The 17,559-nt window shown below is 42.2% G+C and carries 15 protein-coding genes; 12 read left to right on the forward strand and 3 right to left on the reverse strand.

What is annotated here, in order from left to right; translation table 11 throughout:
- Positions 1 to 131 precede the first annotated feature (131 nt).
- The 4 genes from prmA (at position 132) to purH (ending at position 4,956) form a co-directional block, all read left to right on the forward strand.
- A complete protein-coding gene (gene prmA / locus FHS24_RS09530) occupies positions 132 to 1,058 on the forward strand; it encodes a 50S ribosomal protein L11 methyltransferase (RefSeq protein ID WP_183620919.1) in 927 nt (308 codons plus the stop codon).
- Positions 1,059 to 1,238: 180 nt separating this feature from the next.
- Positions 1,239 to 2,558, forward strand: a complete 1,320-nt coding sequence (locus FHS24_RS09535; RefSeq protein WP_183620920.1) for a DUF3426 domain-containing protein — start codon at positions 1,239 to 1,241, stop codon at positions 2,556 to 2,558.
- Positions 2,559 to 2,751: 193 nt separating this feature from the next.
- Complete coding sequence (fis, locus tag FHS24_RS12465) at positions 2,752 to 3,111, forward strand: DNA-binding transcriptional regulator Fis (RefSeq protein WP_183620921.1); 360 nt, start codon at positions 2,752 to 2,754, stop codon at positions 3,109 to 3,111.
- A gap of 264 nt (positions 3,112 to 3,375) precedes the next feature.
- Positions 3,376 to 4,956: a bifunctional phosphoribosylaminoimidazolecarboxamide formyltransferase/IMP cyclohydrolase gene (gene purH / locus FHS24_RS09545; RefSeq protein ID WP_183620922.1), complete on the forward strand. Its 1,581-nt coding sequence runs from the start codon at positions 3,376 to 3,378 to the stop codon at positions 4,954 to 4,956.
- Positions 4,957 to 5,111: 155 nt separating this feature from the next.
- On the opposite strand, the gene FHS24_RS09550 is transcribed toward purH, so the two are convergent.
- Both FHS24_RS09550 and FHS24_RS09555 read right to left on the reverse strand, forming a co-directional pair.
- Positions 5,112 to 6,986 (reverse strand): SurA N-terminal domain-containing protein, encoded by a 1,875-nt coding sequence (locus FHS24_RS09550; RefSeq protein ID WP_183620923.1) that lies wholly within the window; start codon positions 6,984 to 6,986, stop codon positions 5,112 to 5,114.
- 481 nt (positions 6,987 to 7,467) lie between these two features.
- Positions 7,468 to 7,740, reverse strand: a complete 273-nt coding sequence (locus tag FHS24_RS09555) for an HU family DNA-binding protein (protein WP_068404475.1) — start codon at positions 7,738 to 7,740, stop codon at positions 7,468 to 7,470.
- Positions 7,741 to 8,381: 641 nt separating this feature from the next.
- Between FHS24_RS09555 and FHS24_RS09560 the strand changes: the two genes are divergently transcribed.
- The 8 genes from FHS24_RS09560 (at position 8,382) to fdx (ending at position 15,893) form a co-directional block, all read left to right on the forward strand.
- Positions 8,382 to 9,029, forward strand: a complete 648-nt coding sequence (locus tag FHS24_RS09560) for a hypothetical protein (protein WP_183620924.1) — start codon at positions 8,382 to 8,384, stop codon at positions 9,027 to 9,029.
- Positions 9,030 to 9,558: 529 nt separating this feature from the next.
- The gene (locus FHS24_RS09565; RefSeq protein ID WP_183620925.1) at positions 9,559 to 10,071 is read left to right on the forward strand and encodes an Rrf2 family transcriptional regulator; all 513 of its coding nucleotides are present in this window, start codon (positions 9,559 to 9,561) and stop codon (positions 10,069 to 10,071) included.
- The gene (locus FHS24_RS09570; protein WP_183620926.1) at positions 10,068 to 11,294 is read left to right on the forward strand and encodes an IscS subfamily cysteine desulfurase; all 1,227 of its coding nucleotides are present in this window, start codon (positions 10,068 to 10,070) and stop codon (positions 11,292 to 11,294) included. The genes FHS24_RS09565 and FHS24_RS09570 overlap by 4 nt, the downstream gene beginning before the upstream one ends.
- 230 nt (positions 11,295 to 11,524) lie before the next feature.
- On the forward strand, positions 11,525 to 11,935 hold the full coding sequence (iscU, locus tag FHS24_RS09575) for a Fe-S cluster assembly scaffold IscU (protein WP_183620927.1): 411 nt from the start codon (positions 11,525 to 11,527) through the stop codon (positions 11,933 to 11,935).
- A gap of 297 nt (positions 11,936 to 12,232) precedes the next feature.
- Positions 12,233 to 12,553, forward strand: a complete 321-nt coding sequence (gene iscA / locus FHS24_RS09580) for an iron-sulfur cluster assembly protein IscA (protein ID WP_149489769.1) — start codon at positions 12,233 to 12,235, stop codon at positions 12,551 to 12,553.
- Positions 12,554 to 12,693: 140 nt separating this feature from the next.
- Positions 12,694 to 13,287 carry a Fe-S protein assembly co-chaperone HscB gene (gene hscB, locus FHS24_RS09585; protein WP_183620928.1) on the forward strand — a complete coding sequence of 198 codons (594 nt, stop codon included), beginning with the start codon at positions 12,694 to 12,696 and terminating at the stop codon, positions 13,285 to 13,287.
- A gap of 290 nt (positions 13,288 to 13,577) precedes the next feature.
- A complete protein-coding gene (gene hscA, locus FHS24_RS09590; RefSeq protein WP_183620929.1) occupies positions 13,578 to 15,455 on the forward strand; it encodes a Fe-S protein assembly chaperone HscA in 1,878 nt (625 codons plus the stop codon).
- A 99-nt stretch (positions 15,456 to 15,554) separates the two neighbouring features.
- The gene (fdx, locus tag FHS24_RS09595) at positions 15,555 to 15,893 is read left to right on the forward strand and encodes an ISC system 2Fe-2S type ferredoxin (protein ID WP_183620930.1); all 339 of its coding nucleotides are present in this window, start codon (positions 15,555 to 15,557) and stop codon (positions 15,891 to 15,893) included.
- Positions 15,894 to 16,071: 178 nt separating this feature from the next.
- Here fdx and FHS24_RS09600 read toward each other — a convergent pair whose 3' ends face one another.
- Positions 16,072 to 17,499, reverse strand: coding sequence for an adenylate/guanylate cyclase domain-containing protein (locus FHS24_RS09600; protein ID WP_183620931.1), 1,428 nt, complete (start codon positions 17,497 to 17,499; stop codon positions 16,072 to 16,074).
- Positions 17,500 to 17,559 lie beyond the last annotated feature (60 nt).

The raw sequence follows: 17,559 nt of genomic DNA on the forward strand, positions 1-17,559 counted from the left end.
CCATGACGACTGACTATATAAGCGCTAAAATAGGTTTATATAGTTAGTCGTTAATTTTTTATCCCGTTTAATGATTGCTTTCTTACGCCCCTTTCATTATCCATTTTTAATTTAACATTAAGGTAACCCTTATGGCATGGCAACAACTGCACTTACAATGTGAAAAAGATAACGTCGATCTCGCTGAGGCACTATTATTAGAGGCCGGCGCTCTATCAATTGCTTTAGATGACGCCGGCGACCAGCCTTTATTTGAACCACTTCCTGGTGAATCACCATTATGGGACGAGGTCATCCTCACAGGGCTGTTCGATGCCACTACCGATGCGGGAAGCCGTCAAGCGATTGAGCAACTAAGTCATGAAATCGGTGCACAAGTACAAGCTAGCCGAACGTGGGTCAGTGCTGTCGATGATAAGGATTGGGAACGTGAATGGATGTCCAATTATCAGCCTATCGAATGTGCTAATGACCTATGGATTGTGCCTAATTGGCTGACACCGCCAAATCCTGAAGCCACTAATATTATTATGGATCCAGGTTTGGCTTTTGGTACTGGCTACCATGCCACTACCCGCTTATGCCTTGATTGGCTGACAGAGCAAGACCTGACCGATAAAGTCGTCATCGACTATGGCTGTGGTTCGGGCATTTTAGGTATTGCCGCGCTTTTGTTGGGCGCTCGCCAAGTTTATGCCGTTGATATTGACCCACAAGCCGTGCTTGCGACCAATCAAAATGCTGAGCGCAATCAGGTTGATAATCGGCTGCAAGCATTTTTGCCAGAAGACTTCAATAACTACTGGCAACAAAATGATATTAAACCCGTAGAAGTGATGGTTGCCAATATTCTAGCCAAGCCGCTTATTGGCTTAGCGCCTTATTTTGCAACCTTGATGGCACCAAAAAGTCGTATCGTATTAGCAGGTTTGATTGAATCCCAAACCGAGCAAGTTACCGAAGCGTATCAGCCCTACTTTGCCCTTGATCCTAAGCACGCTTTTACCGCGCAAGAAGATCAACATTGGCAGCGTTTATCTGGTACATTTACAGGCTAGCAACATTTAATTACATCTGTTACGATAGAGGAGCAGTTAAATGTTGTGTATTTAACGCTGCTCTATAGTTGCCTGTGGGTTATGATGGTTAGCATATCTAAATTGACATTAGAATGATTGGCAGCGGTTGGTGAGTGGCTATGCGGTATTAATACTTATACCTTTTTGGATTCTGACCCTATGACTACGCCAATAAAAACCCAGTGCCCTCATTGTCATGCTATTCTTAATATCAACAAAACTCAGTTAGATAAAAAAACAGCAAATGTCTGCTGTGAACATTGTCAGCACAGTTTTTTGGTCAATAATAATCTTATTGTCACCGCGGACACAGAACGCACGCGTGAAGATATAGCAAGTGAACGTAAAACTGCCGCAGTCGCTACTCCTAATATCCCTATTCATAAGCAAAATCCTTCTGTCTTATCAAAGACAGAATCAAAGCCAAACGTCACATCAGAGCCAGCAGAAGCAGATATTCTTATTCATGATGATATGATTGAGGATGAGGTGATTCATGACGGCTTGATTTATGACGACATGGACATTGATGGTTTTGAAGATAAAGATAAAAATGAACATGTAGAATATGACTCATTAGATAGCATGGATGCCTGGTTGACTCAAGCAGTAGATAGCAATAATAGTAACTCTGCCGCCATTATGGGTAATCAACATGCAAAAAACACGCCTACATCATTGACTAAAAGCACGCATTCCTCAGTTAATCCAATAGTAAACCCTAGTTTACGAAGCGCTGCTTTAAAAGAGCAACCATCAGCCGCACATGTTGCCATCAGCTCAACCGCAGCCAATGACATTCATGCCAATATAGATGACAGTGCCGATGAATCATGGCTTGAAAAACTACTCAAAGAACAAAATAAAAGTGAAGATACGCCAAAAGACCAGACTGATTTATCAGAGCTGCTTGCCAGTATGGGCGTCTCCCTCAAAGAGGAAGACCATAGCAAGGCTGCACGTCTTAAACAACAGCAGACCCAAGCAAAGTTTTCACCAACGCCTGCTAGGCGGTCGATTGCCTCGTTATTATGGACACTTGGCTGTCTGGTATTAGCGCTACTACTATTTGCCCAGTATGTCATTTTTAATTTAGATAACTTGGTTAAAAATCCTGCTCATGCAGAGCGCTTACAAAAAGTATGTGCCATTGTGGCTTGTAGCCTACCCAGCGCTAATTTAGCGGCTTTGAGCACAAGCGATATTAAGCATCAATCCAGTCGTATTAATACTGCCAGCTCATTTAGCGATATCAGCATCACTTTAAACAATCAAAGCACGCAAGCACAATTACTTCCTCATGTAAAAGTCAGTGTCCATGGTAACAAGGCGCTTATCGGAGAATTTATCGCGGCTCCACAGGATTATTTATTGAGTACGCAAAGCCAATTAGGCGCGCAAAGTCGCAAACAGCTCTTGTTCACCGTACCGGTTGCTAATGCTCAAATCAGTAAAGTGAGTGTCACTCCGGTTTATTAAATGTATCGCTTATCAAAAATACGATGCTACCCAATAACTTTAAAGCCAATCGCTCGAAAACAGTCTATTAAATAGAAATAAATAGCCTCAATGCTATCGTAATGCCCAATCTATTGCTGCGATAGGCGATGACTTTGTTATAATAGTATTCAAACGCCTTATGGTTTTTCTTTACGCTCAAGGACATTATCTTATGGCACCACATGCACAGTATAATGCCAATCGTTTTGACAAAAATGCTGAGAATCCTGCTGATTACTATAAAGAGGACTACCATCGCTCAATTCACGAGGTAGAATCTTCTTTAGACAACAGCATTCATTTTCATGAACCTTTGCGGGTGCATGTAGAACGCGTGGTGCGGCAGTATTTTGCGATGTTAGATGATGAGATGCCAACAGACTTATATGATCTTATTTTAAAAGAGATTGAGCAGCCGCTGTTGTCTGTGGTACTTGAAAAGAGCCGAGGCAATCAAACCAAGTGCGCGCAAATTTTGGGGCTTAATCGCGGTACGCTACGCAAAAAGCTAAAAATCTATGGTTTAATGTAGGACGGCTTAGCATTGATGCTTCTAATTTTGCTTAGATGACCCATACTTTTGCTTAATAATGCTAAAACCATGCGCGCCAACTCTATTTTTCAGTAATTTTTAACGGCCACTTTTAATTATCATTTTTTACAGCTACTTTTTACAGTCATTATTTATGGCAAAGCTAGAGTTTATGATCTTATCAATCACGATACACTCTGCACTACTTGCCATTATTACCTTGCCAGGCGTTTACGTCAGGCTTTTTTTTATGGAACTTTTTTTATGAGTACAACCCCACTTGCCCTACTCTCGGTCTCCGATAAATCTAACATCGTTGAATTCGCTCAAGGTCTGCTAAAAGCAGGTTTTAGCTTACTATCAACCGGCGGCACTTACCGCTTACTGACAGAGCACAATGTTGCTGTGACCGAAGTATCAGACTACACCGGTTTTCCTGAAATGATGGACGGCCGTGTTAAAACCTTGCATCCTAAGATTCATGGCGGCATTTTAGGGCGTCGTGGTACTGATGATGCGGTGATGAGTGAGCACGCTATTGAGCGCATTGATTTGGTCGTCGTCAACCTTTATCCGTTTGCAGAAACCATTGCGCGTAACGACGTGACCATGAATGATGCGATCGAAAATATCGATATTGGTGGCCCTACCATGGTGCGTTCAGCAGCAAAAAACCACGCCCATGTCGGTATTGTGACTGATCCTGCTGATTATACGCGCGTACTTGAAGCATTGGGTGAAGGTACGACACTGACCCATGCCCTACGCTACGATTTGGCGGTTAAAGCCTTTGAGCATACCGCGCAATACGACGGTATGATTGCAAATTTCCTGGGCAGCCGAGTGAATGAGACTCAAACGCCAGAGAATTTCTCCCGTACCTTTAACGTCCAACTTGAAAAAGTACAAGACCTTCGCTACGGTGAAAACCCTCATCAAAACGCCGCTTTTTATGTCGAAAATCATGCGCTAAAAAGCAAGCAAGCGTCTATTGCAACCGCGCAGCAATTGCAAGGTAAAGAGCTGTCTTATAACAATATCGCTGATACCGATGCCGCGCTTGAATGTGTTAAAGCCTTTAGCGCACCAGCTTGTGTGATCGTGAAACACGCCAATCCTTGCGGTGTGGCCGTAGATAGCGATCAAGTAGCGGCTTATCGCACAGCCTTTAGTACCGATCCTGAGTCATCTTTTGGTGGTATTATCGCCTTTAACCGCCCACTAACGCTCGCTGCTGCCAAAGCCATTATCGACAATCAATTTGTCGAAGTTATCATTGCCCCAAGTATCGAAGATGGCGTTCTTGAGGCGACTGCGAGCAAGAAAAACGTGCGCGTCTTGGTTTGTGGTGAATTACCAACACCTGAGCAGCGCGAAAGCCAGCTTGATTATAAACGCGTTAATGGCGGCTTATTGGTGCAAGAGCAAGACTTGGGTTTAATTACCGCTAATGATTTAAAAATCGTCACTGACGTCCAGCCAACGGAAGCGCAGATTGCTGATTTGTTATTCAGCTGGAATGTGGCTAAATACGTCAAATCAAATGCGATTGTTTATGCCAAAAATCAACGCACTATCGGTGTTGGCGCAGGTCAGATGAGCCGCGTAAACTCAGCACGTATCGCCGCTATCAAAGCTGAGCACGCTGGTCTTGCCACTGAAGGCGCGGTAATGGCATCAGATGCCTTCTTCCCGTTCCGTGATGGTATCGATAACGCTGCCGAAGTCGGTATTGCTGCTATTATTCAACCGGGTGGCTCTATGCGTGATGATGAAACAATTGCTGCCGCCAATGAGCATGGTATCGCCATGGTATTCACTGGTATGCGTCATTTCCGCCATTAATCAGCAGTTAAGATAATGCTGTTAAGACAAAAGCATTGAGAATAAATAAAAACCGTATTGCATAAAAAAAGCCACTATCAATAGTGGCTTTTTTATATTTAAGATTTGATAAAGCTAGTTAAGACAAAGGGTTTAACAAATACCTTATAAATTGATTAACGTCCTTGCGCATTAGCCATATTGGCTTTATTAATCTCAACTTTATATACCATACGTAGATAATCCAGATAATCTTGCAGCTGATCTTGACCTAAATTATCACGAATAATGGCAGCGGTTTGTGCTCTTTGAGCATCAGATAACGGCGATTGTTGTTCTGTTTTGATGCGATCACCGACCAATAACGTCGCACCCATTTCAGTCTCGCTAGCTACTGCCACAACACCATTGGCTGCTGCTTGCTGACTAAAGGCTAAGCCGCGCTCTTTTTCAGTCAATTGCGTGGTCTGACGGTTTATTTCGCCTAACGCTTGTAGCTTAACTGGTTGTTTTGCAATATCAGCAGGCGTCTTAATCCTAGCGGCTAGTTTCTTCGCCTCTTTTAGTGCTAGTGCCGTCGCTTTTTGTTGGCGCAATATCTGCATAATTCTTGGCGTCGCTGCTGTCAAAGATAGCGTTTTCGTTGGACGATAGTTACTTGGTTGTACCCATACCGTGCCATTACCGACCTCAATACCTGCCGTCACTGCTTGGTCTTGAATGGTAAACTCATCAAACGCTTGCTTAATCACTGCAGGCTGCGCCAAAGCAGATTGGTTATTTTCTTTACGATAATCTTTGATACGTTTTAATGCGACGTTTTCTTGCTGAGCAATATCTTCAATACTAAAGCCATCTGCCGCCAAATCGTTAATCGCCGTCACTTTATCAGCATACATTTCCTGACGCTTATATTCTTTGGCTTTAGCCGTTAACTCTGCACGCATGCTGTCTAGACTTGGTATTTTGCTACCATTATCTTCGGTCACAGTAAATATCTGATAGCCAAAGCTGGTCTTTACAGGCGCACTTATATCACCAACGCTCAAGCCTTCAAGCGCTTTTTCAACTGCTGGGGCATCATTACCAAATACTGATGGATTAAAGCTACCGATATCGCCACCTGTTTCTCCTGATGGATCATCAGATTCTGTTTTAGCCAGCTTAGCAAATGACTCACCTTTAGCAAGACGGGCTTTAACCTTGTCAGCGCGCGCTTTGGCATCTTTACCAGTTAGCAAGATTTGGCTGATTTTACGCTCGTCAACGACAGCCAGACCTTGCTTATAAGCTTCATACTGCTGCTGCACATCTTCTTTGTTAACCTCATTAACCTCAATTAATTGCGGACTTAGTTGCAAATAAGCCAAATCAACCATGGCAGCGCTTTTTAGCTTGTCTTTATTGGCATCATAGTAGGCTTGGATGTCACCCTTGTTCAATTTTACTTGTTCAGCATAGTCCTGCCAATTAAAACGATGCAGCCAGATATTACGCGACTCTAACTGCAAGTCAATCAATTGACTAACGGCTTGCATTGGATAAACCGCTGTGCCTACGATACTGGCATTTAGCTGGTCAAGGCTTAGCTGATTGCGGAACTCTGCAAACAGCTGGTCTTTGGTCATATTGCGCTGACGTAAAAAGTTTGAAAACTGATCGTTAGAAAAGTTACCTTCCGCATCTTTAAAGATCTCTTCTTGGCGCAACAAGCGATTGATGGTGTCATCAGAAACCGTCATACCAAGCTTACCAGCCTGCTGCTCTAGTAAAGTGCGATCAATCAGCCCCTTTAAGACTTGCTCGTGTAGCACATCTTCATTTAATAAACTGGCATCATCAACTTGGTCTAAAAGCTCGGTACGGCGATTGTTTACCGCAGTTTGATACTCGGACAGTCCTACACTTGCATCACCTACCTGAGCGATTTGGTTGGGATCGACCCCGCCTCCAAAGTAGCTTTCGACACCCAATAGAGCGAGCGGCGATAGGCATAAAATCAATAAAATGCGACCTGGCCAGCTTTTTAAAAAATCGCGCAATTTATCCATAGTTATCTCTGCTTTATTAACCTATATTGATGAAAGACCATTGTAATACTATTAATAATATCAACGCTGTATAAGCAGGCAATGGTAAGAAGAAGAACGTGTGCATTTTATCGTTGCAAAACAAGATTTATTAACAAAGCATATAGCAAGGCTTTTAAAACCTCTTGTTTAAACAACACATCTATCGCGCGCCCTATGATACGTGATTTTTAATGCAGACTCAAAATATTCACTCTACTATTCACACTAATTGACACAAACTATAGCACTAAAAAAAGCACCTAATCTCTAGGTGCTTTTTTGCTACATCACTCATGACTTAAATTGTACTTTGATTGTGCTTTAAGCCATGAGTTGCCATCATCAATTTACTGCCAACAAACGCTGTTGTTATTCGTGTATCACGTCGTCAACGAGCATTTGTGTATCATAAAATAGATTGAATGAAATGGCGTAAATAAAACGGCTTGTTTTAAACGGCTTAGTTTAAACGCTCTTTCAAGTTTTTACCTGCTTTGAAGCTTGGTACTTTGCTTGCTGGAATGCTAAGCTCTTCACCAGTCTTAGGGTTACGGCCAGTACGAGCCTTACGGTCTTTTACGCTAAAAGTACCAAAACCAACCAATGAAATGCTATCGCCAGCTTCTAGAGCTTCGCCAACACTTTCCATTACTGCATTCAAAGCTTCGCCAGCTTGAGTTTTATTTAGACCACTTTTCTCGGCGATGCTATCAATTAATTCTGACTTATTCATAAAATTTCCTTCAAGTTTTAGGGGGTAAAAAAACGCTCACGCCAAGTATTGTATCGCTCTCAGAGTACTTAAGCAATGAAAACCACCTGACTGGCGTATAAACAGGTTTCGCTTTGTTAACGTCTTTATAGCAAGGCAGCATAAGGAGCGCAAGCGATTTTACATATTTTTGTGCACTCTACTACGTATTTGACACCCAATGTTACTCAAAACTGCTGCAACTTTTTTGCAAAATCGCTATTTTAGCTTGTGTATTTGGCTTAGGTCTTGTGTCATTTGACGTAGAAAATCAGCTTAGCCAGTTAAACACTATAGCTTGTGCACAAACAATTTAGCTTGCGCATAAACAATGTCATCAAACGCTTATTAAAGCGCCTAATAACCTGACTGCGCCGCTAAAAACCAATTTTTATCGATTAAAATAACTACCAAGCCATACTAATACATTATCAGTCATAAATACCAGTGTCTTTATTGACTGGCAGATTGTAAGGTAATAAATTAGCAACTGACAGAAACGGGCGTTACTTTTTATTATAAAGGCGTTACTATAAGCGCAATTCTATTGTACATTTTGGGTCGACTTTGATCCTTGCCTATCCTTTTGTCTTTCATTTACACCATAAAAACGGATTATTTACATGAAGCGTTCTACGTTGTCTCACTCTCTGCTTAATATCATATTAGTGTTTATCGAGTCGGCACTGACCCTGCTGTTACGTTTAGACCCAGAGCTCCGTAAAGCCGCTTATCCGCTTGCCAAGCAAGAGACTGTCGTCGCGCTACGACTGTATTTACCGCATGTAGAGGTGTTTGCTACCTTTAGCACCAAGGGCGTTTTATTGGACGACCGCCTACCTATCGGACGTACTGAGCCTGACGTCATTATCAATGCTTATAGCATTCAAGTCATTAATGCCATCATCACCCATGACAGCGAAACGACTGACAAGCTGCAAATGCGTGGTGAGTCGGTGCAAGTGCAGCTGGTGAAGCAGTTCATTATGCAATTGGGTCTTGGTAGTTTGATTCAAGGTTTGATTAAAAAGATTAAGGGTGGCAAAAGCAAGTCCAAGCCTACTGAAGCTGAAAAGGCCGATAAAAAAGAGAGCTATAAGCTACGTATTAAAGAGCAGCAAACTCAAATTACCACTTTAACCATCAAAAACCGTGAGCTTGAAACCACGGTAAAAGAATTACAAAGTAAACAGCAGACCTTTATTATTACTAGCATAGTCGCTGCTATTATCGCTATTGCTGCCATCATCGCTCTATTTATAATGACCTAATTCGATAATGAAGTAGCTTTACAATAATGTACGGCTACTAAGCTTCTTTCCGCTAGATGTAGCGTTTAATAATACTCAGCATTATTAAACGCGTTTTGTTATATATAGGTCTGCTCTAATATCTTTCTCTAATATATAGCGGCCACGTTATTGTGCACTTTTTCTCCCCGCGATTACTCCTTAATATCTGCGTCATTGTTTTTATCAATCATGGTCATAAGTTTCGCTCACCATTCAACCACACTTTAATCTTGACTAAATTACTCGGGATTGATTATAATGACTCTATCGTTGCACACATCGGGTAAACCATCTGCTGTTTAATAGCGACAAGACACCACTTAGTCGATAGATGATTTCCCTTCATAGAAGTGTCAATGCTATTAAATATTAATAGTTAGCTGCTAATAAACTACTTATGACTCATAAATGGTTGAACGTTTGATTGCTAGCAGCACACTTCTAAAAATACGACATGACTAAGATCGTTGTTAAATAAATTTATCCTTAAAAGGTTTGGAGATAACATATGCGTTTGACTACTAGAGGCAGATACGCCGTGACCGCTTTACTTGATTTGGCACTGCAAACCAGCCAACAAGAGAGCGCCGTCTCTTTATCAGACATTGCCAAGCGGCAATCGATATCTATCTCTTATCTTGAACAGTTATTTTCCAAACTGCGTAAACGTGGTTTAGTCACCAGTATTCGCGGTGCAGCAGGCGGCTATCATCTGGCTAAGCCACTTAATGAGATTGATGTGATGAGCATCATTTCTGCCGTCGATGAATCTGTGGATGCGATGCAGTGCGGCGGACGCGGCGACTGTCAAAGTGGTACAATGTGCCTAACGCATGATTTATGGTGCGCTCTATCTAATCATGTTGAACAGTACTTGAAAAATATAACACTAGCGCAATTATTAGACATGGAACACGTGCAGTCAGTCTCAGACCGTCAGCACCTCTCTTTTCCAAAAGAAACTTCTATGAAAGACATCAATACTATTACTCTATCGACCAGCGAGGCAAACCCAGCATGAGCCAACATAACACCCTTATATACTTAGATTATGCCGCCACTACGCCAGTTGCTAAGTCAGTCGCTGCCAAGATGAGCGAATATCTGACGGTAGACGGCATCTTTGGTAACCCAGCATCACGCTCACATGGCTATGGCTGGCAAGCGGAAGAAGCGGTAGAAACGGCTCGCGGGCAAGTAGCTGAAGCGATTAATGCTGACCCACGCGAAATCGTCTTTACCTCAGGTGCGACAGAATCAGATAACTTAGCCATTAAAGGCGCAGCTCACTTTTATCAGTCTCGTGGTAAACATATTATTACCAGTAAAATTGAGCATAAAGCTGTTTTAGATACCTGCCGTGAGCTTGAGCAAGAAGGTTTTGAGATTACATATCTTGAACCGCAGCCAAGCACTGGTTTGATTTTACCAGAGCAAGTTAAAGAAGCGCTACGTGATGATACGATTCTAGTATCGCTTATGATGGTAAATAATGAGCTTGGTACGATTACTGACGTCGCGGCGATTGGTGAAATTACTCGCGAAGCCGGCGTTATCTTCCACGTCGATGGTGCACAGTCAGTTGGTAAAGTATTGGTCGACCTTGAAAAGATGAAAATTGACTTAATGAGCTTCTCAGGTCATAAAGCCTACGGTCCTAAAGGTATTGGCGCATTATTCGTCAGCCGTAAGCCACGTGTTCGCCTAAAAGCGGAACAACATGGCGGTGGTCATGAGCGCGGTATGCGTTCAGGCACGTTGCCAACGCACCAAATCGTTGGTATCGGTGCCGCATTTGCTTTAGCCAATGAGCGCTATGCAGAAGACCATGCCCACGCGGCAAAGCTACGTCAAAAACTGTGGGACGGTCTACAAGATATCGAAGAGATTTATCTAAACGGTGATTTAGAAAACAGTGTGCCAAATATTGTTAATATCAGCTTTAACTTTGTTGAAGGCGAGTCGCTCATGATGTCGCTAAAAGACTTAGCGGTATCATCAGGTTCAGCCTGTACTTCAGCAACGCTTGAGCCATCATATGTATTGCGTGCTATTGGTCGCCCAGATGAGTTGGCGCATAGTTCAATCCGCTTTAGCTTTGGTCGTTATACTACTGAAGAAGACATTGATACAGTTATCAAGCAAATGCATGAAGCGGTTGATAAGCTACGTGCCCTATCACCACTTTGGGATATGTATCAAGAAGGCGTTGATTTAGACTCGGTAGAATGGTCTGAGCATTAATATTTACCAGTAAAACTTTTAATAGTTAAAACGTTTAATGGTTATCAAATATAACCATTAGATGAACCATTAATTAGACAATCATACATTTAGTTTTTATAAATACAGTTTTATGAACGACATGTTTGACCCCAATTATCGATGAGTAGACAACCATTTAGCGTTAGTAAGTGACTAATTCAGTTTCATCGTCTAAATGCTTACTCATCATCTAACTAGGAGAAAATCCCATGGCCTATAGTGACCAAGTTATTGATCATTACGAAAACCCACGCAACGTCGGCAATCTTGACAAAAATGCCAAAAACGTTGGTACAGGTATGGTCGGTGCGCCAGCATGTGGCGATGTGATGCGTCTACAAATCCAAGTCGATGATAACGGTATCATCGAAGATGCACGCTTTAAAACCTATGGCTGCGGTTCAGCAATTGCGTCAAGCTCACTCGTCACCGAGTGGCTAAAAGGCAAAAGCTTGGATCAAGCTGGCGAAATTAAAAATATGGACATTGCTGAAGAATTGGCATTGCCACCAGTTAAAGTGCATTGCTCTGTACTTGCAGAAGACGCCATTAAAGCCGCGATTAGCGACTATAAAGGCAAGCATAGTGCTGCTGCGGTAACTGAAGAAGCAACCAGCTAATTTAGAGCGTATTCGCTTATTAATGTAATGAGTGTTAGTAGCCATATTTTAGTAGCAGTGCTTTAGCAGCAATACTTTAATAAAAATCATGAGCAGTAACGTTAGAAGCTACTAACGCTAATAAGGTGACAATAACGCTCATGTAATTGTCACCTTTTATTTATTTTTTAACGCTTTATTGGCAATGTATTAATCGCAAGGCTTTATTAGGATCATGTTCTTCATATCATGATTTAAACAAAATAAGCATTTTGCATGAATTATTATTATCGATTTTGAGAGTCAATGGGAGTTGGCATGATTGAAATGACAGAACGCGCCGCTCAGCATGTTCGAGATTTTTTGGACAATCGCGGTAAAGGTGAAGGCATTCGAGTGGGTATCCGCACAGCGGGTTGCTCAGGCTTGGCTTATGTCTTAGAGTTTGTTGATACACCTGATGAAAATGACACCCGTTATGAAAGCCTTGGCGTTAATATTTTTATTGACCCTAAAAGTTTGGTCTATTTAGATGGTTTATTGATGGATTATGAAAAAGAAGGTCTTAACGAAGGCTTCAAATTCACTAATCCCAATCAAAAAGGTGAATGTGGCTGCGGTGAATCGTTTACGGTTTAAAGGCTTAAACGAGAGTGCGCTAAACGATTGACACTCAAGCGATTAGCGCTTAAATACTGAGTTATTAAAAAAAAGTATTTAAAACAACCATTAAAACAGTAAAGTCCTCACAATAACAAATAGAAATGAAGGCAGACGATATGACAGACCTCACCTCAGAAGCACAGTTTGATAACTTCTTTGCTCTATTTGAACAGCCTGTACAATTTGCTGTGAATCAAGAACATCTTGATCAGCAGCTGCGTCTGCTACAAAAACGCTATCATCCGGATAACCTATCGGTAGCAAATGATAAAAGTGCGGCAGATAGTGCGCAAGCTAAGCAACAGTCAGAGCAGGCATCAGCCCTTATCAATCAAGCTTATCAAACGCTAAGTGTGCCCGATAGTCGTGCCAGTTATTTGTTAGATATCGCAGGTCAAGCCCAAAATTTGGAGCACTCTATTGCCGATTTAGACTTCTTAGAAGATGCCATGCAAATGCGTATTGACTTAGATGAGGCGATTGATGCTAAAGAATTGGCAGCATTGAAACAACTACACCCGCAGATTATCGAGCGTCTAGCCAAACAGTCAGAGCGCTTTAACACTGCTTACCAAAACCAAGACTGGCAAACGGCGATTGATGCCACACAAAAGTTAAAGTTCTTAGTAAAGTTAGATGCCGATGTGACCACAGGACTTGATGAAGTCGCGTCTGCTGAGCATTTAGACGATGATGACTTATACGTTTAACCTCATGCTAAGTAGCACTGTTTAACTTTACGAGTGACAAGTTTGTATGAGGGTATGGTTAAAATGACAGCTGCTATCCCGTATAATTGCAGATATTAACTACCTTTTAACTAACATTTTTACCATGGCTTTCTAAGTCCGTATGTTTTAAACGCCTATGTTTAACTATTTTTGATTATTAATAGCAATTAGATTATTAATAGCAGTTAATAGTACAGCGGTTAAATGATAGTCGCCCGTATATTGCCTTTGTTCCATTTCACTTATTCATTTTATCTTTGAGTTTTCTTATGTCTTTATTGCAAATTGCCGAACCCAATCAAAGTGCCCAACCTCACCAGCATCGTTTTGGTCTAGGAATCGACCTTGGTACCACGCGCTCACTGGTCGCTGTGGTACGCTCAGGCAAGGCGCAAGTTTTGCAAGCAGCGACAACGACAGATACCTTGTTACCTTCTGTGGTCTACTATCCAAGCTCGGGAAACCCAGTGGTCGGTTATGATGCACTTGCTCACTTAGCAGATGATCCAAAAAATACGATTATCTCGGCTAAGCGCTTTATGGGTCGTAGCCAAGCAGATATTAAATTCTCTCATCCTTATGAGTTAAGTGGCAGCAAAGATGCGATGCCAGCGTTTGTTACGTCGCAAGGGGAAGTCTCTCCCGTTGAGGTTTCAGCGCGTATTTTAGCAGCACTAGAACAACGTGCCGCAAGTGCCTTACCCGATGAGAGCATACAGGGTGCGGTGATTACCGTACCAGCCTATTTCGATGAAGCACAGCGTCAAGCCACTAAAGATGCAGCTCAGGCGGCAGGTATCAATGTATTACGCCTATTAAATGAGCCTACGGCCGCGGCAGTCGCTTACGGTCTCGACCAACCTACTGATGATGATACTGAAAACTACTACTTAATCTATGATTTGGGTGGTGGTACTTTTGATGTGTCTATTTTAAAGTTAAGCGATGGCGTATTTGAAGTATTGGCCACGGGCGGCAATAGTGCGCTTGGTGGTGATGATATTGACCGCTTACTGACCAATTGGCTGATTAAGCAATTAAACATCGACCCCAAAGACGTAAGCTTGCATGACAAATCAATACTTGCTCAACAAGCCAAAGCTTATAAGCAAGCATTGACCGATGCTGAACAAGTTGATATCGACATTGTTGTTAATGAGCAATCTTATCAAGGCGTCTTAAGTCGCAAAGATTTGATAACGATTGCAGAGCCTGTCAGTCGTCGTACGTTGAGCGTCTGCGAGCAAGTCCTGCGTGATGCCAAGTTATCTGCCGCTGATTTAGATGAAGTGATTTTGGTCGGTGGTTCTACGCGTATGCCTGCAGTCCAACAAGTGGTTGCAGACTTTTTTGCTAGAGAGCCGCTTTGCCGCTTGAATCCAGATGAAGTTGTCGCCTTAGGTGCAGCACAAACTGCGCATCAATTGGTCAATGGCGATAGTGATAACAGCTTGTTATTACTTGACGTAACGCCTTTATCGCTCGGCCTTGAGACCATGGGCGGGCTGGTTGAAGTATTGATTCCGCGTAACACCCCTATTCCGGTTAAAAAACGCCAAGTTTTTACCACTTATCAAGATGGTCAAACCGGCATGGTCATCCATGTGGTACAAGGCGAGCGTGAGACGGTTGATAACTGCCGCTCACTTGGACGCTTTGAGCTATACGGTATTCCACCAATGAAAGCCGGCTTTGCACGTATCGAAGTGACCTTTAGTATTGATGCAAATGGGCAGCTAACCGTCAGTGCGCAAGAAACCACCACTAAGACTGAAAGTAAAATCGAGATTGTGCCCTCTTATGGTCTGTCTGATGAGCAAAAAGAGCAGCTATTGATTGCTGGCTTTAAATACGCTGAAGAAGATAAAAATGCGCGCTCTTTAATTGAGACCAAAGTAGAAGCTGAACGTGAATTATTGGCACTACAATCGGCGCTTAATGAGTTTGCGGCATTGGTGTCAGCTGAAGAGCAGCAGTCATTGGCGCAAACCATGGAAGAATTGCAAAGCGCGCTCAGCACTGACGATTTAGCCACTATCGAAGCCAAACAAGCCCAGTTAAAACCACACAGTGATGCCTTTGCCGCCCGTATTATGAATCAAAGTGTTAAAGCCAGTATGGCAGGTACTAGTGCCCAAGATTGGTAGCAGATACCGTTAATAATATGCGTTTAAGAAACTAACTTAGTTCTTATACTAGGTTGACCCTTTTCATTTTTTAATTGATTAGCACCGGACAAATAACTTATGCCAAAAATTACTATATTACCCCATCATGAAATTTGCCCTGAAGGTACCGAAGTCGAACTAGAAGCAGGTGAAAATCTATGTAAAGCGCTGCTAGAAAAGGGCATCAAGATTGAACATGCTTGTGAGATGTCAAAAGCTTGTACGACTTGTCATGTGGTGGTACGTAAAGGTTTTAATAGCTTAGAGGAGATGGACGATATCGAAGCCGACTTACTAGACCGCGCTTGGGGCTTGGAGCCTGATTCGCGCCTATCTTGTCAGGTCATGCTTGATGATCAAGATTTAACTATTGAGATTCCTAAGTACACGTTAAACCATGCCAAAGAAAATCATTAAACACTTACACTGTTTTATGATTTAGTCGAAAACATGCTGACAGTAGACTGAAAAAGCCAGTTATTTATCATAACTGGCTTTTTCTATTTTTACTTCTAATAATCCTGCGTGCAAATTTCACTGTTATACTATAAAAATTCGTTTTCTACAAATCGCTCAAATCGATTTCATTCTATGCTTATTTATACAGATTATTTTCTTGCTTATTTGCCTCTATCATCTCAAGCGCTACCGTCTGCTCTTCTTGCTCAATTCGTGCAAGCGCCAGATTTAAGCGATTTCTAATATCTTGATAATCATTATCTTGCATGTCTCGAAAGTTTAGATGCAAGTTAAAGCCCGGTAAGGTGTGGTCAACCCACTTTGATAGCTGGCCTTTATTTTCATCAGGGTCAAGTACTTGCCAAGCGTTTATTTTATTATCAAAACCCTTGAGCTGGAAAGCACCAGCATATTCACAGTCGTAATCATGCGAGATATAATCATAGGTACTGTCGCTGATAAATATCTGTCCTTTACCAGCGACCGCCTCAAGCCTTGATGCTAAGTTGGCTTCTTTACCAATGAGGGTATAGCTTAGGCGGCTGTTACTACCGAAGTTACCGACATGACAATAGCCCGTGGTAATACCAATACGAATATATAGACCCTCAAAGCCCAACAAGCGCCATTTTTGTCTCAAGGTGCGCATCTCACGGCGCATATCTATCGCCATTGCCACGCAGTCTAGTGCATCTTGACGCGGTCCACGACTGTTTGGTTCACCAAAAAAACACACCATCCCATCGCCAATAAACTTATCTAATACCGCGCCGTGCTTATTGGCAATCAACGTCATACAGTGCATATAGGTATTTAAGATATCAGCTAGATTGTCTGCGCTCAAACTCTCAGACAATTCAGTAAAGCCGACGATATCTGAAAACATAATCGTCAGTTTGGCGCGTTTATTATCGACGTTAACAGGACTGTCAGATTTTACGATTGGCTCCCACACTTGTAACGGCACAAAGCGTGTCAATTTATTAATCACAGAAACCATGGTATTTAGACGCCCAACTGCTTGCTGTGCTCGTGCTTCATAGTTTATATAGTCATGATAAACCTGGCGAAAATGGCACAATATCACAAGCATACTGGCCAGTAAGATGACGGGGGTAATCAAGCCTTCGTGGCAATCTATCTGAGCGCTACTTAACGTGACACTCACATAATAAAAAACAATGACCGTGACTACAGAAACCGCTATAAGTTTTAGATGGTTTTCTGGACTACTAAGAATAACTCGCAAGCCGATGAGCGCCGCTAAGCTGAGCGAGATAATGGGGCAAAACTGTATCGAGCCGATGACCGCTGATAATAAAATAATGACAATATTCGAAGTCCAAAAACTGGTTTGGCGACGATAGTTATAAATTAAAAGCATCAAGCTAGGTAGACAAACAATGACCACTAGCGCCATTGAGGTCGGACTAAAATTGAAATGTATAGCGAGTAATATGACCGTCAGTATTAAAACGTATATTTCTGGATAGTCAAAGCGATAGGCATTGCTATTACCATCCTGTAGCGGAATCTTTGGACTTGAGGTTTCTAAAAATGCCATGGTCGCTATTCGCCTAGAGAAAAACCATCAGAGATTTTAATGAACATTAAAATAACGTTA

It is taken from the genome of Psychrobacter luti (assembly GCF_014192115.1).
Classification (GTDB): Bacteria; Pseudomonadota; Gammaproteobacteria; order Pseudomonadales; family Moraxellaceae; genus Psychrobacter; species Psychrobacter luti.